The following is a 15,780-nucleotide window of genomic DNA, read 5'->3' as shown; positions in this document are numbered from 1 at the left end:
GCAGCTGAGAATGACACGATGCCCCACGGTCGGGAACCCCCGGCATCTGGTTGACAGCAATGGGAGTCGACGTGACGCACGTGTCCAAGCAGGAGCTCACCCGAGACGAGGCGCAGCAACGCGCGGAACTGGTGAGCGTGCAGCAGCACGCAGTCGCGCTCGACTTCACCACCGGCCCGAGAACGTTCGCGACCACGTCCCGCATCGAGTTCACCGCCACCGACGGCGCATCGACCTTCCTGGACTTCGTCGGAGACCGCGTGCGGTCCATCGAGCTGAACGGGGTGGTTCTTGACCCGGCTGAACATTTCGACGGCGCACGGGTCGCCCTGCCGAATCTGGCGCAGACCAACACCGTCGTCGTGCAGGCCGTCGGCACGTACATGAACACCGGCGAAGGCGTGCACCGGTTTGTGGATCCCGCAGACGGGGAGGTCTACCTCTACACACAGTTCGAGGTGTCCGACGCCCGCCGGGCGTTCCCCGTCTTCGATCAGCCGGACCTGAAGGCACCCTTCAGCTTCACCGTTACCGCCCCGGCAGCCTGGCAGGTGCTGTCCAACGAGCCCACTCCCGAACCGGTCCCGCACGGCAGTTCGAACGACCCACACGGCCCGGACGACGCTGCTGATTCTGCTACCTGGACCTTCGCGCCGACGCCGCCGATCAGTTGCTACATCACCGCTGTCGCCGCGGGGCCGTACGAGATCGTGCGCGATGAGGTCCAGACCCGCGCCGGTGTCATCCCGCTCGGGGTGCTGTGCCGACGTTCGCTACGCGCTCACCTGGACGCCGAGAACATCCTGGACGTGACCAAGCGCGGATTTGCCTTCTTCGAGGAGATGTTCGATCGCGAGTTTCCCTTCACCAAGTACGACCAGCTGTTCGCCCCCGAATACAACATGGGCGCGATGGAGAATGTCGGCCTGGTGACCTTCGCCGAGATCTACGTCTTCCGCTCGGCGGTGCCGGAGTCGCTGATCGAGCGCCGCGCGCTGACGATCCTGCACGAAATGGCGCACATGTGGTTCGGCGACCTGGTCACGATGCGCTGGTGGGACGACCTGTGGTTGAACGAATCCTTCGCCGAATGGGCCTCCACGACGGCCCAGGCCGAAGCCACCCAGTGGGACTCCGCATGGACCACCTTCTGCCTCTCGGAGAAGTCCGCCGCGTACGCCGCCGATCAGCTGAGCTCGACCCACCCCATCGCGGCCGATGCCCGTAACTGGTCGGATGTGGAGAACAACTTCGACCACATCACCTACGCCAAGGGCGCGTCCGTGCTCAAACAACTTGTCGCGTACGTCGGTCGCGAGCCGTTCGTGGCCGGCCTGCGGTCCTACTTCGCGAAGTACGCCTGGGGCAACACCGACCTACGTCACCTGTTCGCCGAGTTCGAGGCCACCTCCGGCCGTGACCTGCGCAGCTGGGCACAGGATTGGCTGCAGACGGCGGGCGTCGCGACGATCCGCCCGGTGATCCAGGAGACCGACGGGGTGTTCACCTCGGTGCGGGTCGAACAGACCGCGGCGGACAGCCACCCGACGCTGCGCGAGCACCGGATGGGAATCGGCTGCTACGACCTGCGGGACGGGCGGCTGGAGCGCACGTCCTACCTGGAGCTCGACGTCGCCGGCGCCAGCACCGACGTGCCGCAACTGGTCGGCACGCGGCGCCCGGACCTGCTGTTGCTGAACGACGACGACCTGACATTCGCCAAGCTGCGGCTGGACGAGCGGTCGCTCGCAACGGTGCTGGCCCACCCCGATGCGCTGACCGAGTCCCTGCCGCGGGCTCTGGTGCATGCAGCCCTGTGGGACATGACCCGCGAGGGCGAGATCGGCGCTCGCGACTACATTGCCTTCGCGCTGCGGCTGTTGAGCGACGAACACGACTCCACCGCCATCAAGGTCGCCATCGCGCAGATCACCGGTGCGCGGTCCAGATACGTGACCCCTGACCGCCGTGACGAGACCCGCCAGCGCGTCGCCGGTGCGTTCGGTGGGCTCATGCGCGGTGCCGCACCCGGCAGCGACGCTCAGCTGCAGTTCGTTCGGGCCTTCGCACAGACCGCAGTCGCGCCCGAGGACATCGCCACCGTGCGCGGTCTGCTCACCGGAGCGTCACAGCTGTCGGGCCTGGCGGTCGACACCGATATGCGCTGGTCGCTGATGACGGCGCTCGCCACGGCCGGCGCGATCGACGATGACGAGATCGATGCAGAACTGAGGAGGGATGCAACCTCCACCGGCGTCGAACGTGCCGCCGGCGCACGGGCCGCGTACCCGACGGCGCAGGCCAAGGAGGCTGCGTGGGCACGCGCGTTCGAGGGTGACTCACTACCCAACCAGACCCTCGCTGCGGTCTCCGTGGGATTCGCCACCGTGCACGACGTCCGCCTGCTGGCGCCGTACGCCGCACGCTTCCACGCCGAGGTACGCGCGATGTGGGAATCGCGGACCTTCGCGATCGCCTCCGGGCTGGCGACCAGGATGTATCCCTCCGCGCTGGCCGATCAGGCGCTGCTGGACGCCACGCAGCACTGGTTGCGGGACAACGACGATGCACCCGATGCATTGCGTCGGATCATGGGAGACCACGCGGACGCAGCGAAACGGGCGCTGAGCGCGCAGTCTCGGGACGCTCAGGACTGAGCGCTACCGACCTACCGACCTGCTTCGGGTGGGTTGAGTTCACCGTCGACGGGCGCCCAGCCACTGTGGTGCGGACCGTCGCTCACGTCACCGCAGCCCTGTCCGTGGCCGCCGGTGGCAGCCATCCCGCCGGGAGTACCGGTGTGGATGGCCGCTACCTGCGGCGCACTGGCGTCAGCGGGGCCATAGCCGCTGTGCCCCACGTCGTGTTGGGAAAGGTGCGGCAGCACGGGTGACCCGCGGTCGGTGGGCGCGTACCCGGAATGTCGGGTGTCGCCGAGGTCGCTGGCAGTGGCATCGCGATCCGTTACTGCACGATGCCTACCAGGCGCAGCGGCACGACTCTTCGCCGGAACGAATCTGGTGAACTTGGACATAGGTCCCACCTCGGTCGGTCGATCGCGTGAGACCGACTGTCCGCCCAACGAACTGGCGGGATCCAGAAGGCCCCATCGCCGACTTCACGATGACACCGAATGCCGCAACGCACCAGGGACCATCGGCCCCACTTTTATGCCGGGCCTGCGCCGCCGAACTGCCCTCAGCGGTCGCGCTGCGTCACGCAGCGGATCAGCCGCTTCGCCCTACGCGAGACCATCAGCTGCTCCAGGCTCACCGGATGACCCTCGCCGTCCGCGAGCGGCAGCCGCCAGTTCGGGTACTCCTCGTGGGTGCCCGGCTGATTGATGGTGCGCACATCACCGACCAGATCGTTGACCGAGACGCCCAGCATCTTGCTCGGCGCCCATGTCAGGAACCGATGCAGGGCATCGACCTGACTCTCGATGGACGCCTGCTCACGCAGCAGACCGCGAGCACGCAGCGCGGACAGGACCGCCTCGCGCTGAGCATCATCCTGGGCGATCTCTTCTTCCAGCGGCTGCGTCAGCAGATCGAGGCTGTGCCGCACGCTGATGTGCTCACCCTGCAGGTAGCCGGCCGTGGGGGGCAGATCGTGGGTGGTGACGCTGGCCAGACACAGTTGCCGATAGGTCTCGGGCGGTAACGGCGCACCTTCGCTGTCCCGTTCGAACCACAGGATCGAGGTGCCCAGGATGCCGCGTTCGGACAGGTAGTCGCGCACCCAGCTCTCGACCGTGCCGAGGTCCTCGCCGATGACCACAGCCCCCGCGCGGTGTGCCTCCAGCGCCAGGATGCCGACCATCGCCTCGTGGTCGTAGCGCACGTAGGTGCCCTCGACCGGTGACTTACCGCGCGGCACCCACCACAGGCGGAAGAGCCCGAGGATGTGGTCCACCCGCAGCCCGCCGGACATCTCCAGCGTGGTGCGGATCATCTCCCGGTAGGGCGCGTAACTCTGCTCAGCGAGGCGGTCCGGGCGCCACGGCGGCTGGCTCCAGTCCTGACCGAGCTGGTTGTAGTCGTCCGGCGGTGCTCCGACGCTGATGTCACTGGCCAGGACGCCCGCGAGCGCCCAGGCGTCCGCTCCACCGGGGTGTACGCCGACGGCGAGATCCTGCACGACACCCACGCCCATTCCCGCAGAACGCAACTCGTGCTGGGCATCGGCCAGTTGGCGCTGGGCGATCCACTGCAACCAGGACTGGAATTCGACCTCGCCCGCGAGGCGCTCGCGCTCTGCGGCCACCGCGTCGGTGCCCGGGTCCTGCAGTTCCGCAGGCCATTCCTGCCACGGAAGTCCGCGCTCGACGACCAGCGCGCACCAGGTTGCGTAGTCGCGTAGACCCTGGCCCTCCGCGGTGCAGAACTGCTCGAACTCCCGGACCCGGCGGTGCGTGCGGGGCACCCGGAAGATCATCCGCAACGCGGCTTCCTTGGCCGCCCAACACCCGTCGCGGTCCAGTTGCTCCAGCGCGTTGAGGCGGCGCGCGTCGTCCCCGTGCCACTCGACCAGTTGATGTTCTGCGGCGGACAGGTACCCGAGCTCAACGATCTCCTCGACCCGGATGTACATCGGGTTGACGAATCGGCGGGTCGTCGGCAGGTAGGGCGAGGCCTCCATCGGCGCGACCGGCTCGGCAGCATGCACCGGGTTGACGAGGACAAAGTCTGCCCCGGTACGTGCTGCCCAGGTGCCCAGTTCGGCGAGGTCGGCGGCGTCGCCGATACCCCAGCTGCGATCGCTGCGGATGCCGTAGAGCTGAGCCTGCAGTCCCCACGCACGGTCGGTGCGCAGCGCGGCGGGCAACTCCAGTCGGACGGGCGTGACGATGACGCTCATCCGGTGCTCGTCCGCACCGGTACGCACCACGAGGACGTGGTAGCCCAGTGGCAGCGAGCCGGGTAGCTTCAGCGTCGCTTCGCCGATGCTGACGCCGTCGATGTCGCGTGGGTCCACCCAGTGGTCGACCTGCTCCACCTCCAGGCATCCGCCGTGCTCGAGCTCGACCTGCGCCTGCAGATCGGCGCCATGCGGCAGGTGCACCGCAACCCACGGCTCGGTGGCCTGCCGGATCACCACGACGGGCGGCAGTACCCGCCGCCACTCCTCGTCCTGCATCGAGGCCAGGGAGGCGGCTGCTGCGTCGTCGTCGGACACGTCGACGCCGAGCGCACCCAGCACCGCGACGATCGTCTCGTCCGAGACGGTGACCGGGTTGTCCTTCCAGTCCCGATAGTCGGTGGCAACTCCATGTGCGCGGGCGAGCTGCGCCAGCAAAGACCCCTCGGACATGGTCGCAGTCTTGCAGAGCGGGCGCTGATCACCAGCAACTTGGGCGCTCCCGGCGCGGCCGCCACACTGGCCCGATGCAGTTTCTGCCGTTTGCCGCCAGCACGACCCAGTCCGGGTGGGAACTCTTCCTCGGGACTCCTCTCGCCGTGATCGGCATCGTGCTCGGCGCGATCCTGCTACGTTTTGCCATCCATCGCGCGATCCGACGAGCTGTCGCAGCCATGGAGACCCGCTCCAGCGAGCGGACTGCCGCCGCTGCCGGCGCCACCAGGGTGATCCGTGCAGCGGCCGGCCTGGACCCTGAACGTCGACGCCAGCGAGCCGCGACGATGGGCTCGTTGCTGCGGTCCGTCTCGACCCTGATCGTCTTCGGTATCGCCGCCATGATGGTGATGGCCGAACTCGGCGTGCCGCTGGCGCCGTTGCTCGCTTCCGCCGGTGTCGGTGGTGTCGCGTTCGGTTTCGGCGCGCAGAGCCTTGTCCGGGACTTCCTCTCCGGGATCTTCATGATCATGGAGGACCAGTACGGCGTCGGTGACGTCATCGACACCGGGCAGGCGATCGGCACCGTTGAAGAAGTAGCGCTGCGGGTGACGCGGGTGCGCGACGCGAACGGCGTGGTCTGGTATGTACGCAACGGCGAGATTCTGCGGGTCGGCAACAAGTCGCAGGGTTGGGCGACCACCACGATCGACATACCCATCGCCTACGACCAGAGCATCGAGAAGGCCCTCGTGACCCTCCGCGCGGTGACCGAACTCGTCGACGATGAATCACCGTGGAAGGAGAAGCTGTTGGAGACCCCCGTCGTCGCCGGTGTCGAATCGGTCGTGGGCGGTGGCGTGACCCTGCGGATCATCGCCAAATGCGTGCCGGGTGAGCAGTACGCCATGTCCCGCGAGATCCGCGAGCGCGCGAAGGTCGCCCTGGACGCAGCGGGTATCAGGTCGCCACAGCTGCCGCCGTACACCTCCGGGAACGCCCAGTGAGTTCGACTGGAAGACTGCCACCCATGCCGCTGACACCCTCGACACCGTCTACCCCCCCACCGGAGCAGCAGTCGTTCTACGAGCAGGTCGGCGGACACGAGACTTTCGCGAAACTCGTCCACGAGTTCTATGTCGGGGTCGCGGGTGACCAGCCGTTGCGCGCCCTGTATCCCGAGCAGGATCTGGGCCCCGCCGAAGACCGGCTGCTCGGATTCCTGGAGCAGTACTGGGGCGGGCCCACGACCTACAGCGAGCAACGCGGCCACCCGCGACTGCGGATGCGGCATGTGCCCTACCAGGTGACGCCCACTCAGCGGGACCGTTGGCTGCTGCACATGCTGAATGCAGTCGACACCCTGCACCTGGACGAGAGCCACGACCTCCTGCTGCGCGACTACCTCACCCGCGCGGCCTACTCGTTGGTGAATTCCCTCGACGATGAATGACCTGACCGCGCCGTGGTGGCGATCGGCCGTCGTCTACCAGATCTATCCGCGCTCCTGGGCGGACGCTGACGGCGATGGAATCGGCGACCTGCCGGGCATCATCGCCCGGTTGCCCTACCTTCGCGACCTGGGCGTCGACGCCGTGTGGCTCTCGCCGTTCTACACCTCACCGCAGGCCGACGCCGGGTATGACGTAGCCGACTACTACGACGTGGACCCGCTCTTCGGGTCGCTGACGGATGCCGAGACGCTCATCGACACCGCGCACGACCTGGGCCTGCGGCTGATCGTGGACCTGGTGCCCAACCACACCTCCGACGAGCACGTCTGGTTCGCAGCCGCACTGGCGGCCGCGCCGGGGTCACCGCAGCGCGCCCGCTACCTGTTCCGCGACGGGTCGGGCCTGGATGGCGCACTGCCGCCGAACAACTGGGACAGCGTCTTCGGCGGCCCCGCCTGGGAGCGGGTGAGGGAGGCAGACGGATCTCCCGGCCAGTGGTATCTGCATCTTTTCGACGTCAAGCAGCCGGATCTGAACTGGGAAAACAGCGAAGTACACGCGGAATTCGAGCGCGTCCTGCAGTTCTGGCTGGATCGCGGGGTCGACGGGTTCCGCGTGGATGTCGCGCACGGCCTCGTCAAAGAGTCGGGGTTGCCCGATTCGAACGGTACGTCGCACGTGGCCGACGGCAGTCAGCCGATGTGGGACCAGCCCGGGGTGCACGAGATCTACCCCGAGTGGCGCGCCCTGCTGGACGAGCATGGCGCGCAGTCCGGCACCGAGCCGATGATGTGCGCCGAGGCGTGGGTGGTCCCGCCGGACCGGCTCGCCAAATACGTGAGGCCGGACGAGTTCCATCAGGCGTTCAACTTCGAATTCCTCGAAACACCGTGGTCGGCGACTGCACTGCGTGATGTCATCGACGGTACGTCGGAGGCCAACGCCGCCGTCGGAGCACCGACGACCTGGGTGCTGTCCAATCACGACGTGGTCCGCCATGCCACCCGGATGGGTCTGCCACCCGAGTCGGCGACGTTGAACGGCATCGGCGCGCAGGACCCGCAGCCGGATGCCGAGCTCGGTCTGCGGCGGGCCCGGGCCGCCACCGCAATGATGCTCGCGCTGCCGGGCGGTGCCTACCTGTATCAGGGCGAGGAACTCGGGCTGCCCGAGCACACCACGATGCCGGATGAGGATCGGCAGGATCCGACGTACGCCCGCACCGGGCACACGATCCGTGGCCGGGACGGCTGCCGGGTGCCGATGCCCTGGGTTCGGGATGCGCCGGCCGCCGGGTTCAACGACACCGGTGAGTCGTGGCTGCCGCAACCGGCGTCGTACCCCGCACTGGCTGTGGATCAGCAGGTGGGCGTGCGGGGTTCGACCCTGGAGCTGTACCGCACCCTGCTGCGAGTGCGCCGAGAGCACGGGCTCGGCGCCGGCGTCGTGCAGTGGGTCGAGGCATCCGCAGCTGTGCTTGTCTTCGACAACGGGCCGGTGCGCTCAGTCACCAACTTCGGCGACACGCTCTCTGCGCTTCCGTCCGGATGGACGGTGGTTGCGTCCAGTGGTCCACTTACAGGCGGGTCGATCCCCACCGATACGACAGTGTGGCTGACCGGCGACAGTTCTACGAGATGAAACGCGGACCGATCAGAGCCGGCTGATCAACGGCACAGCACGTGACCGGCAGAGGTGCTCACCCGGTGCCACCGCCCGGCGGTGAAGACCTGCGCGGTGTCGCCGACGAGGAATCCGAGGGTGTAGGCGGCAAATGCCACCGAGGCAGGCAAGGTCTCCGGGCGCTCACCCGGCAGCGCGCGACCCCACACCCGGCGCCGCAGATCCTGCACGGCGGCGCTGCCCGATCCGGTCGGTGCACCCTGCGCAATCTCCGCTATGCCCTGCGCTGCGGCGTCATTCAACACGGTGACAGCCACCGACCCGGCCGGTGTCCACCCCTCGCGAGGTGGACTCACCGAGGCCCACGCCGCTCGTACCTCCTGCGGGGGGACGTCAAGTTCGGTGCCGTTCGACGCACGCGCCAGCCGGTCTCCGACGGCGCCGATCGGCACGATGGCATCCAGTTGGGCGGGCTCGGCGAGGCCCAGCACCCGCAGCCCGAGCGTTGTACCGCGCCCGGACAGGTCCTGCCCCGACGTGACCCCCACCCACACCGCGAGCGTTGTCCCACTCGCTTGCAGCCGCATCGCGCCGTCCGCATCCAGGGTGCGAGCTCGCGCACAGAAGGTGCTCAGGTCGGCCCAGGTGTCGGCATCGGCCAGTTGAATGATGGCCATGCTCAGATGTGCCCTGCCGGGCGGCGCTTCATCGTGACCGGCCCACCGGCGTACTGCTGCAGCACCTCACGGGCATATCCGGTCAGCCGGGTCGGCCGCTGGGTGTCCATATCGAACGCGACCTGGGTCGTCTCCGCCGTCGCGAACACCTCGTCACCGTCTGGTGATTCACGCACCTCGTACCCCATGTCGAACGACGCGCCGGCAATACGGGTGACCCAGGTGGTGATCACGATCGGCTCGCTGCGGTACTGCAGCTGGCGTAGGTAGTCGATCTCGCAGCGCGCCATCAACAGCCGGGGCCGCAGGTTTTCCTGGTCTGCAGCTGCGAACCACTCCTGGAACGCCATGATGCGTGCCTCCTCCAGCAACCGAACGAACTGCACGTTGTTGATATGGCGCAGCGCGTCCATATCGGACCAGCGCAGCGGGACGCGAACGAAGAAGGGATGTGTCGCCATACCCATGATTATCGCCGGTCCCCGGGTCCTACCGGTGCCCCGGATAGAGTCGCCCGCGTGACCGATGCCGACGACCTCCCCGCAATCAGCGCAGCTCAAGCCGAGCAGGACCCGGTGGGCGCGTTACTGCAGATCCTTGACCTGCAACCGGCCGGCAGCACGTCGTTCCAACCGACGGCGAGTGACGGGGCCATCGACGCAGACGTCTCGGTGCGCACCCTGGACGCATTCATCGGGCGCTCACAGGTCACGCCGCACGGGCGGGCATTCGGTGGCCAGGTGCTCGCGCAGACCGTCATCGCCGCCGGTCGTACGACCCCCGAAGACCGCCAGATCCATTCGCTGCACGCATATTTCGTGCGGGCCGGCGACTCCAGACACCCGATCCGTTTCGCGGTCGAGAACCTGCGCGACGGCAACTCATTCTCGGTACGCCGGGTGCACGCGATGCAGTACGGCGAGACGATCCTGTCCGCGACGCTGTCCTTCCAGAAGCCGGCCGACGGACTGGACCACCAGGCACCGATGCCCGCCGCCCCGGACCCCGAGCGCGCCTGGACGACCGAGCAGGAGCTGGCCGGTATCGACCATCCGACAGCACACCACTGGCGTCAGCGGGCGATGGACGTGCGAAACGTCGAAGGGGCGCTCTTCATCCGTCCCGGACGGCAGCAGTCAGCTCACCAGATGGTGTGGATGAAGGCGCTGCGCGAACTGCCGGCAGATCCGCTGCTGCAGGCTGCCGTCTTCGCCTACGCCTCGGACTACTCCCTGCTGGAGCCGGTGCTGCGGCGCCACGGCCTGGTGTGGTCCTCCCCCGGGCTTCGGCCCGCCTCACTGGATCACGCGATGTGGTTCCACCGGCCGGGTCGGATCGACGACTGGGTCCTGTACGAGCAGGAGTCGCCCTCGGCGTCCGGCGGTCGGGGTCTCGGGCTGGGCAAGATGTTCGGCCTGGACGGCACGCTCATCTGCTCGGTCGCACAAGAGGGGATGGTCCGGGTCAAGCCCCAGGCGTGATGACCGCTGACCGTCGTCGGTCCGTCCAGCGGCGGGCTCCGACGCCGAGCGGCGAGGTTATTACCTCGCCGCTGGGTGGTGGACGCCGCCGCTCGGCGGGTTGATCAGTCGCGGGTCAGGCGACGGTGCGTCACGCGGTGCGGGCGGGCGGCTTCGACGCCGAGCCGCTCGACCTTGTTCTCCTCGTAGGCATCGAAGTTGCCCTCGAACCAGTACCAGCTCGCCGGGTTCGCCTCGGTGCCTTCGTAGGCCAGGATGTGGGTCGCGACCCGGTCCAGGAACCACCGGTCGTGACTGATGACGACGGCGCAGCCGGGGAACTCCAGCAACGCATTCTCCAGCGATCCAAGCGTCTCCACGTCCAGGTCGTTGGTCGGCTCATCCAGCAGCAGCAGGTTTCCGCCCTCTTTCAGCGTCAGCGCCAGATTGAGGCGGTTGCGCTCCCCACCGGACAGGATGCCGGCCTTCTTCTGCTGATCCGGTCCCTTGAAGCCGAACTGTGACACGTAGGCGCGCGAAGGAATCTCCACCTTGCCGACCTTGATGTAGTCCAGCCCGTCCGAGACCAGCTCCCACAGTGACTTCTCGGCGTCCAGCCCACCACGGCTCTGGTCGACGTAGGAGACTTCGACTGTCTCGCCGACCTTCACTTCACCTGCATCCGCCTTCTCCAGGCCGACGATGGTCTTGAAGAGCGTGGTCTTACCGACACCGTTCGGGCCGATGACTCCCACGATCCCGTTACGCGGCAGCGTGAACGACAACCCCTCGATCAGGACCCGGTCGCCGAAGCCCTTCTTCAGATCCTTGACCTCGATGACCTGCGAACCCAGACGCGGACCCGGCGGAATCTGGATCTCGTCGAAGTCCAGCTTGCGGGTGCGGTCGGCTTCCGCAGCCATCTCCTCGTACCGGGCGAGGCGGGCCTTGTTCTTGACCTGGCGGGCCTTGGCGTTGGAGCGCACCCATTCCAGCTCGGCCTTCAGGCGCTTGGCGAGCTTGGCGTCCTTCTTGCCCTGGACGTTGAGCCGCTCGCCCTTCTTCTCCAGGTAGGTGGAGTAGTTGCCCTCGTAGGGGTAGAGGCGGCCGCGGTCGACCTCCGCGATCCACTGGGCCACGTTGTCCAGGAAGTACCGGTCGTGAGTTACGGCGAGAACGGTGCCGGGGTAGGCAGCGAGGTGCTGTTCCAACCAGCTCACCGATTCTGCGTCGAGGTGGTTGGTGGGCTCATCCAGCAGTAGCAGATCCGGCTTGGACAGCAACAGCTTGCAGAGCGCGACGCGGCGGCGTTCGCCACCGGAGAGCACAGTGACGTCGGCATCGCCGGGAGGGCACTGCAGCGCGTCCATCGCCTGCTCCAGCTGGGAGTCCAGGTCCCAGGCGTTCGCGGCGTCGATCTTCTCCTGCAGGGTGCCCATCTCGGACATCAGCGCGTCGAAGTCGGCGTCCGGCTCGGCCATCTCCATGGAGATGGCGTTGAAGCGATCGACATCGGCCTTGATCTGGCCCATGCCCTCCTCGACGTTGCCGCGCACGTCCTTGTCCTCGGTCAGCGGCGGCTCCTGCAGCAGGATGCCGACGCTGTAGCCGGGCGATAGGCGCGCTTCACCGTTGGAGGGCTGGTCAAGGCCCGCCATGATCTTCAGGATGGTCGACTTGCCGGCACCGTTGGGACCGACGACGCCGATCTTGGCGCCCGGGTAGAACGACATCGAGACGTCGTCGAGGATGACCTTGTCGCCGACTGCTTTGCGCGCTTTGGTCATGGTGTAGATGAACTCAGGCATAGGGCAGAGGCTAGTCGGGACGCGCACTCCCGCCGAATCGAGTGCCTGCTCCGCAATCGTGGGCCCCAGCGTGCAGGTCGCCCACGACGAATCAGCGGGTGGCTTCGTCCAACGCTGTTCGGGTGAGTCGATGATCGGTCAGCACGCGGTTGACCGGATCGGTGATCTGCTGCGCCGCGACAGTGCTGATCCGGGCGCCGAGTTCGGCTGCGACCACCCGACGACGACGTCGCGCGCCCTGCCGCGCCAGCCATCGGGACAAGGCAGCGAGCCCCACCCCGAGGACCACCCCGATCACGAGCATCAACTGCGGGACGGGGAACACGCCCTGAGTGGGCGTAGCCACCTCGATCTGGCCCAGCCGCAGTATCCACAGTCCGAGCAACCAGGCCGCACCCACGATCGCCAGCACGGCGAACAGCCATTGCAGCAGGCTCACCGCAGCCCACCACCCGGGTTCGCGTCCGCGCAGGGAGACCCCCATCACGCCGCGATCCAGTTCGTCGTAGAGCTGTTCGTCCGGTACGGCGGCGTCCTGCACGTCATCGGCCCACAGCGGTGGCAAACCCTGCGAGGCCTGCTCACTCAACGTGCGGGTCGCGAGATCGACGCCGGCGCGCGCAGCGGGAGAGGCCGGCGGCAGCGATGAGCGGCCCAGCACGGTACTGCTCTCCTGGCGACTCAACGCGCCTTTGACGACCTTGTCCAGGCCCAACCTCGACAACGGTGCCGGGCGCAACCGGGTCACCCATCGAGTGAACGGCCAGCCACCGTGCTGGGTGGCATGCATGACGAAATCCCGCTCGACCGCGTCGAGGACGACGGGCACCGCCGCTGCCTTCCCCAACGCGCGATCCAGTTCGAGGCTCGCGTCCTGGACCGCAGGCTCGCGATCGGCAACATGCTCGCGCAGCCGTTCGGCCCGGACGGCTAGATCCCCGAGCAGTCGTTGCTCGGCGGCGTTGCGGGCCCGCACCACGTGGGCGATCGCCAGAACGATCTCGTCGACACCTCGGTTGTGTGCGGCCGACGCGGGGATGATCTGCACGTCGTCCAGACCGTCGGCCAACATCAGCCGTCGCAAATCGTCGACGCAGCTGCGGACCTGGTCACGCGGGAGCAGATCGACCTGGTTCAGCACCGCAATGGTGACCGCGTCATGTCCGGACAGCTTGGACACGTAGTCGCGGTGCATGACGGCGTCGGCGTACTTCTGCGGGTCGGTGACCCACACGAAGACATCGGCGAGGTCGAGCACCCGGTCGGCCTCCATCCGATGCGCACCCACATGCGAGTCGAAATCGGGCAGGTCCAACAGCACCATGCCGTCCAGTTCAGCAGCATGCGGGGTGTCCTCGGCAACCTGATGGCGGGTATCCACCTGCAGCCAGCTCAGCAGGTCAGAGCTTGCTTCGGCGCCCCATACCGCAGCCGCCGGGCGGGAGGTGGTGGGGCGACGGGCGCCGATCCGCGAAACGGGCTCCCCCACCAGTGCATTGAACAGCGTGGACTTGCCCGACCCGGTCGCCCCTGCGAGCGCCACCACTGTGCGGGTGCCGCCGAGCGCCGTGCGCGCGGCGACCTTGTCCAGTACCACCCTGGCCGCGTCGACCTGCCCGACCGGCAGTCGTGCGCCGCCGTGCTCCAACGCATCCCGCAGATGCTGGGTACGCGCCAGGAGTTGATCGTCGGGGACTGCGGGCACGGGTCGGCCGCCGTCCTTCTCAACAGTCATCGTCTGGCCTTCTTCAAGGTACGGATTGCCTGCCTCAGACCTTCATCGGAGTGAATGGTGGCGGCCCCGTCGTCGAGCACGCTCTCGTACCTCGACCTCTCCTGCGCGTACAGCTCACCCGTGGCTTCCAACAGCAGCGTCCGCGCCCGCAGGGACAGGCTGCGCACCGCCTGATCACCGAACAGCGCCTCGAGCAGCCGCTGGGCCAGGACGGCCGAACCGCCCGCGATACCGACCTCCGCACCGGTGAGTCCGTAGGTGGCAGAGAACGCGATCAGCATCACCATCACGCCCAGCCCGTTGACACCGAACGCAAGGAACCGGGCCGTCGTGCGCTTACCGGCTGCCTCATCACGCACCATCTGCAACACGTCACCCTGCCAACGCCGAGTCAGCTGCTCCGCCCGCGTCGTGAAGTCCGGTGACAAACGCGCCAGCTGCGGGTTTGCAGCAATCAACGGCGCACCCTCGGCGCTGTTGCGCCATCCGCGGGCAATGCCGTCCACCGCGGTCTGGGCGTGCGAATGCACGAGCACCACGACACCGGACTGCAAAGCATCGCCCAGATCCTGTGCCGCAGGAGCGACCTTGCCGCGCCCCCGCAGGTAGGACGCAATGCGGTCCCGGGCGCGGCCGACCTGCTCCTCCAGTTGGCGTAGCACCTCTCCGGTGCCGACGTACTCATGCCAGCGGGCCAAGACCTCGCCGCGCAGCAGGGAACCATCCTTCATCCCCTCCTGCACACCGCCCAACGCGCCGGCGAAGCCCTGGTGGACGCCGCCCCGCAACCGGTTCGCGGCAAGCGCCTGTGCGTTCACACCATCCTGTAGCTGACCGGTCCGCTGCTCCAGGGAGTCCAGCGCACCATCCAGGGTGCGGCGGATGACGATGTTGCGTGCGTGGGCGTCGCCGGCGAGCGAATGCAGCCAGCTGCGTAGTCGGGCAATCTCCGGGACCGGCAGCCGGTCATCCTCCAGCGCCGTCTCGACGATCGCGAAGACCGGAGATCTACCCAGCCCCTGCTGCGTCAACATGTCCGCGAAGTGGGCCCGCACGTCTTCCATCGCGACGGTGGGGACCCGGTTGAGCACGATCGCCACGGACGTACCGCGCTCGATGGCCTGGTGCAGCAACTGCCACGGAACGGCGTCTGCGTAGCGGGTCGCTGTGGTGACGAAGATCCACAGGTCGGCCGCCGACATCAACTGCCGCGCCAGATCCCGGTTCGCCGAGACGACCGAGTCGATATCGGGCGCATCCAGCAGCGCGACTCCCTGAGGTATCCCGTTGGAGTCCACCAGTCGGAGCGAGCCCGGGTCGCTCACATCGCCGTGATCACCGGTGATCCGCGCCAGACCGGGCAACACGCGGTCGTCGCTGAACCAGCGGGCGTCCTGCGGGTGGTGTACGAGCGTGGACGACATCGTCGTCGGCCGCAGCACACCGCTTCTGCTCACCTGTTCCCCGACCACCGAGTTGACCAGGGTCGACTTTCCGGCGCCGGTGGATCCACCGACCACGGCGAGCAGCGGTGCATCCAACGCTGCAGACCGCGGTATCAGGTAGTCATCGAGCTGGGCGAGCAACTCGCGGCGGGTATGCCGAACGGCCGGCGCCCCCTGCACGTCCAAGGGCAACGCGACGCTCTGCACCTGCGCGCGCAGGGCCTGCAGCGCCGCGTGCAGCACTGTTGCCTCGAGCGCTCGTGTCACGGCGCAAGTCTCGCGC

At 67.7% G+C, this 15,780-nt stretch carries 12 protein-coding genes; 5 read left to right on the top strand and 7 right to left on the bottom strand.

The genetic code is table 11. The features are described 5' to 3' along the window. Positions 1-71 precede the first annotated feature (71 nt). On the top strand, positions 72-2,657 hold the full coding sequence (gene pepN / locus V3G39_07355; GenBank protein XAS77842.1) for an aminopeptidase N: 2,586 nt from the start codon (positions 72-74) through the stop codon (positions 2,655-2,657). 11 nt (positions 2,658-2,668) lie between these two features. On the opposite strand, the gene V3G39_07350 is transcribed toward pepN, so the two are convergent. Next, complete coding sequence (locus tag V3G39_07350) at positions 2,669-3,034, bottom strand: hypothetical protein (protein ID XAS77841.1); 366 nt, start codon at positions 3,032-3,034, stop codon at positions 2,669-2,671. Positions 3,035-3,198: 164 nt separating this feature from the next. Further along, positions 3,199-5,313, bottom strand: coding sequence for a 4-alpha-glucanotransferase (gene malQ, locus V3G39_07345; GenBank protein ID XAS77840.1), 2,115 nt, complete (start codon positions 5,311-5,313; stop codon positions 3,199-3,201). Between the two features lie 74 nt (positions 5,314-5,387). Here malQ and V3G39_07340 point away from each other — a divergent pair, with 74 nt between their 5' ends. From V3G39_07340 to V3G39_07330, 3 genes are read left to right on the top strand one after another with little or no spacing between them, the layout of a single operon-like run. Next, complete coding sequence (locus tag V3G39_07340) at positions 5,388-6,302, top strand: mechanosensitive ion channel domain-containing protein (protein ID XAS77839.1); 915 nt, start codon at positions 5,388-5,390, stop codon at positions 6,300-6,302. Between the two features lie 23 nt (positions 6,303-6,325). Continuing rightward, a complete protein-coding gene (locus V3G39_07335; GenBank protein XAS77838.1) occupies positions 6,326-6,748 on the top strand; it encodes a globin in 423 nt (140 codons plus the stop codon). Continuing rightward, entirely contained in the window at positions 6,741-8,390 is a 1,650-nt protein-coding gene (locus V3G39_07330) for a glycoside hydrolase family 13 protein (GenBank protein ID XAS77837.1), read from the top strand. The genes V3G39_07335 and V3G39_07330 overlap by 8 nt, the downstream gene beginning before the upstream one ends. Positions 8,391-8,416: 26 nt before the next feature. On the opposite strand, the gene V3G39_07325 is transcribed toward V3G39_07330, so the two are convergent. After that, a complete protein-coding gene (locus V3G39_07325) occupies positions 8,417-9,049 on the bottom strand; it encodes a hypothetical protein (protein ID XAS77836.1) in 633 nt (210 codons plus the stop codon). A 2-nt stretch (positions 9,050-9,051) separates the two neighbouring features. Next, positions 9,052-9,510: a thioesterase family protein gene (locus V3G39_07320; protein XAS77835.1), complete on the bottom strand. Its 459-nt coding sequence runs from the start codon at positions 9,508-9,510 to the stop codon at positions 9,052-9,054. A gap of 57 nt (positions 9,511-9,567) precedes the next feature. On the opposite strand from V3G39_07320, the gene V3G39_07315 reads away from it, so the two are divergent. After that, positions 9,568-10,530, top strand: a complete 963-nt coding sequence (locus V3G39_07315; GenBank protein XAS77834.1) for an acyl-CoA thioesterase II — start codon at positions 9,568-9,570, stop codon at positions 10,528-10,530. A 104-nt stretch (positions 10,531-10,634) separates the two neighbouring features. Here V3G39_07315 and ettA read toward each other — a convergent pair whose 3' ends face one another. The 3 genes from ettA to V3G39_07300 all read right to left on the bottom strand — a co-directional run bounded on the left by ettA (position 10,635) and on the right by V3G39_07300 (position 15,764). Further along, the gene (gene ettA / locus V3G39_07310) at positions 10,635-12,317 is read right to left on the bottom strand and encodes an energy-dependent translational throttle protein EttA (GenBank protein XAS77833.1); all 1,683 of its coding nucleotides are present in this window, start codon (positions 12,315-12,317) and stop codon (positions 10,635-10,637) included. A 91-nt stretch (positions 12,318-12,408) separates the two neighbouring features. Then, positions 12,409-14,052 carry a GTPase gene (locus V3G39_07305; GenBank protein ID XAS77832.1) on the bottom strand — a complete coding sequence of 548 codons (1,644 nt, stop codon included), beginning with the start codon at positions 14,050-14,052 and terminating at the stop codon, positions 12,409-12,411. Beyond that, positions 14,049-15,764 carry an ABC transporter gene (locus tag V3G39_07300; protein ID XAS77831.1) on the bottom strand — a complete coding sequence of 572 codons (1,716 nt, stop codon included), beginning with the start codon at positions 15,762-15,764 and terminating at the stop codon, positions 14,049-14,051. Before V3G39_07300 ends, V3G39_07305 begins: the two co-directional genes overlap by 4 nt. Positions 15,765-15,780: the final 16 nt, after the last annotated feature.

The sequence above is a fragment of the Dermatophilaceae bacterium Sec6.4 genome (assembly GCA_039636865.1).
GTDB lineage: Bacteria > Actinomycetota > Actinomycetes > Actinomycetales > Dermatophilaceae > Allobranchiibius.
Note: the sequence above shows the minus strand (reverse complement) of the source record. Positions and strands in the feature narration are given on the sequence as shown.

What these genes read in the sequence shown, in the direction of transcription:
- V3G39_07350 (XAS77841.1), bottom strand. Translation starts at nt 3,034, where the DNA reads ATGTCCAAGTTCACCAGATTCGTTCCGGCGAAGAGTCGTGCCGCTGCG.
- malQ (XAS77840.1), bottom strand. Translation starts at nt 5,313, where the DNA reads ATGTCCGAGGGGTCTTTGCTGGCGCAGCTCGCCCGCGCACATGGAGTT.
- V3G39_07340 (XAS77839.1), top strand. Translation starts at nt 5,388, where the DNA reads ATGCAGTTTCTGCCGTTTGCCGCCAGCACGACCCAGTCCGGGTGGGAA.
- V3G39_07335 (XAS77838.1), top strand. Translation starts at nt 6,326, where the DNA reads ATGCCGCTGACACCCTCGACACCGTCTACCCCCCCACCGGAGCAGCAG.
- V3G39_07330 (XAS77837.1), top strand. Translation starts at nt 6,741, where the DNA reads ATGAATGACCTGACCGCGCCGTGGTGGCGATCGGCCGTCGTCTACCAG.
- V3G39_07325 (XAS77836.1), bottom strand. Translation starts at nt 9,049, where the DNA reads ATGGCCATCATTCAACTGGCCGATGCCGACACCTGGGCCGACCTGAGC.
- V3G39_07320 (XAS77835.1), bottom strand. Translation starts at nt 9,510, where the DNA reads ATGGCGACACATCCCTTCTTCGTTCGCGTCCCGCTGCGCTGGTCCGAT.
- ettA (XAS77833.1), bottom strand. Translation starts at nt 12,317, where the DNA reads ATGCCTGAGTTCATCTACACCATGACCAAAGCGCGCAAAGCAGTCGGC.
- V3G39_07305 (XAS77832.1), bottom strand. Translation starts at nt 14,052, where the DNA reads ATGACTGTTGAGAAGGACGGCGGCCGACCCGTGCCCGCAGTCCCCGAC.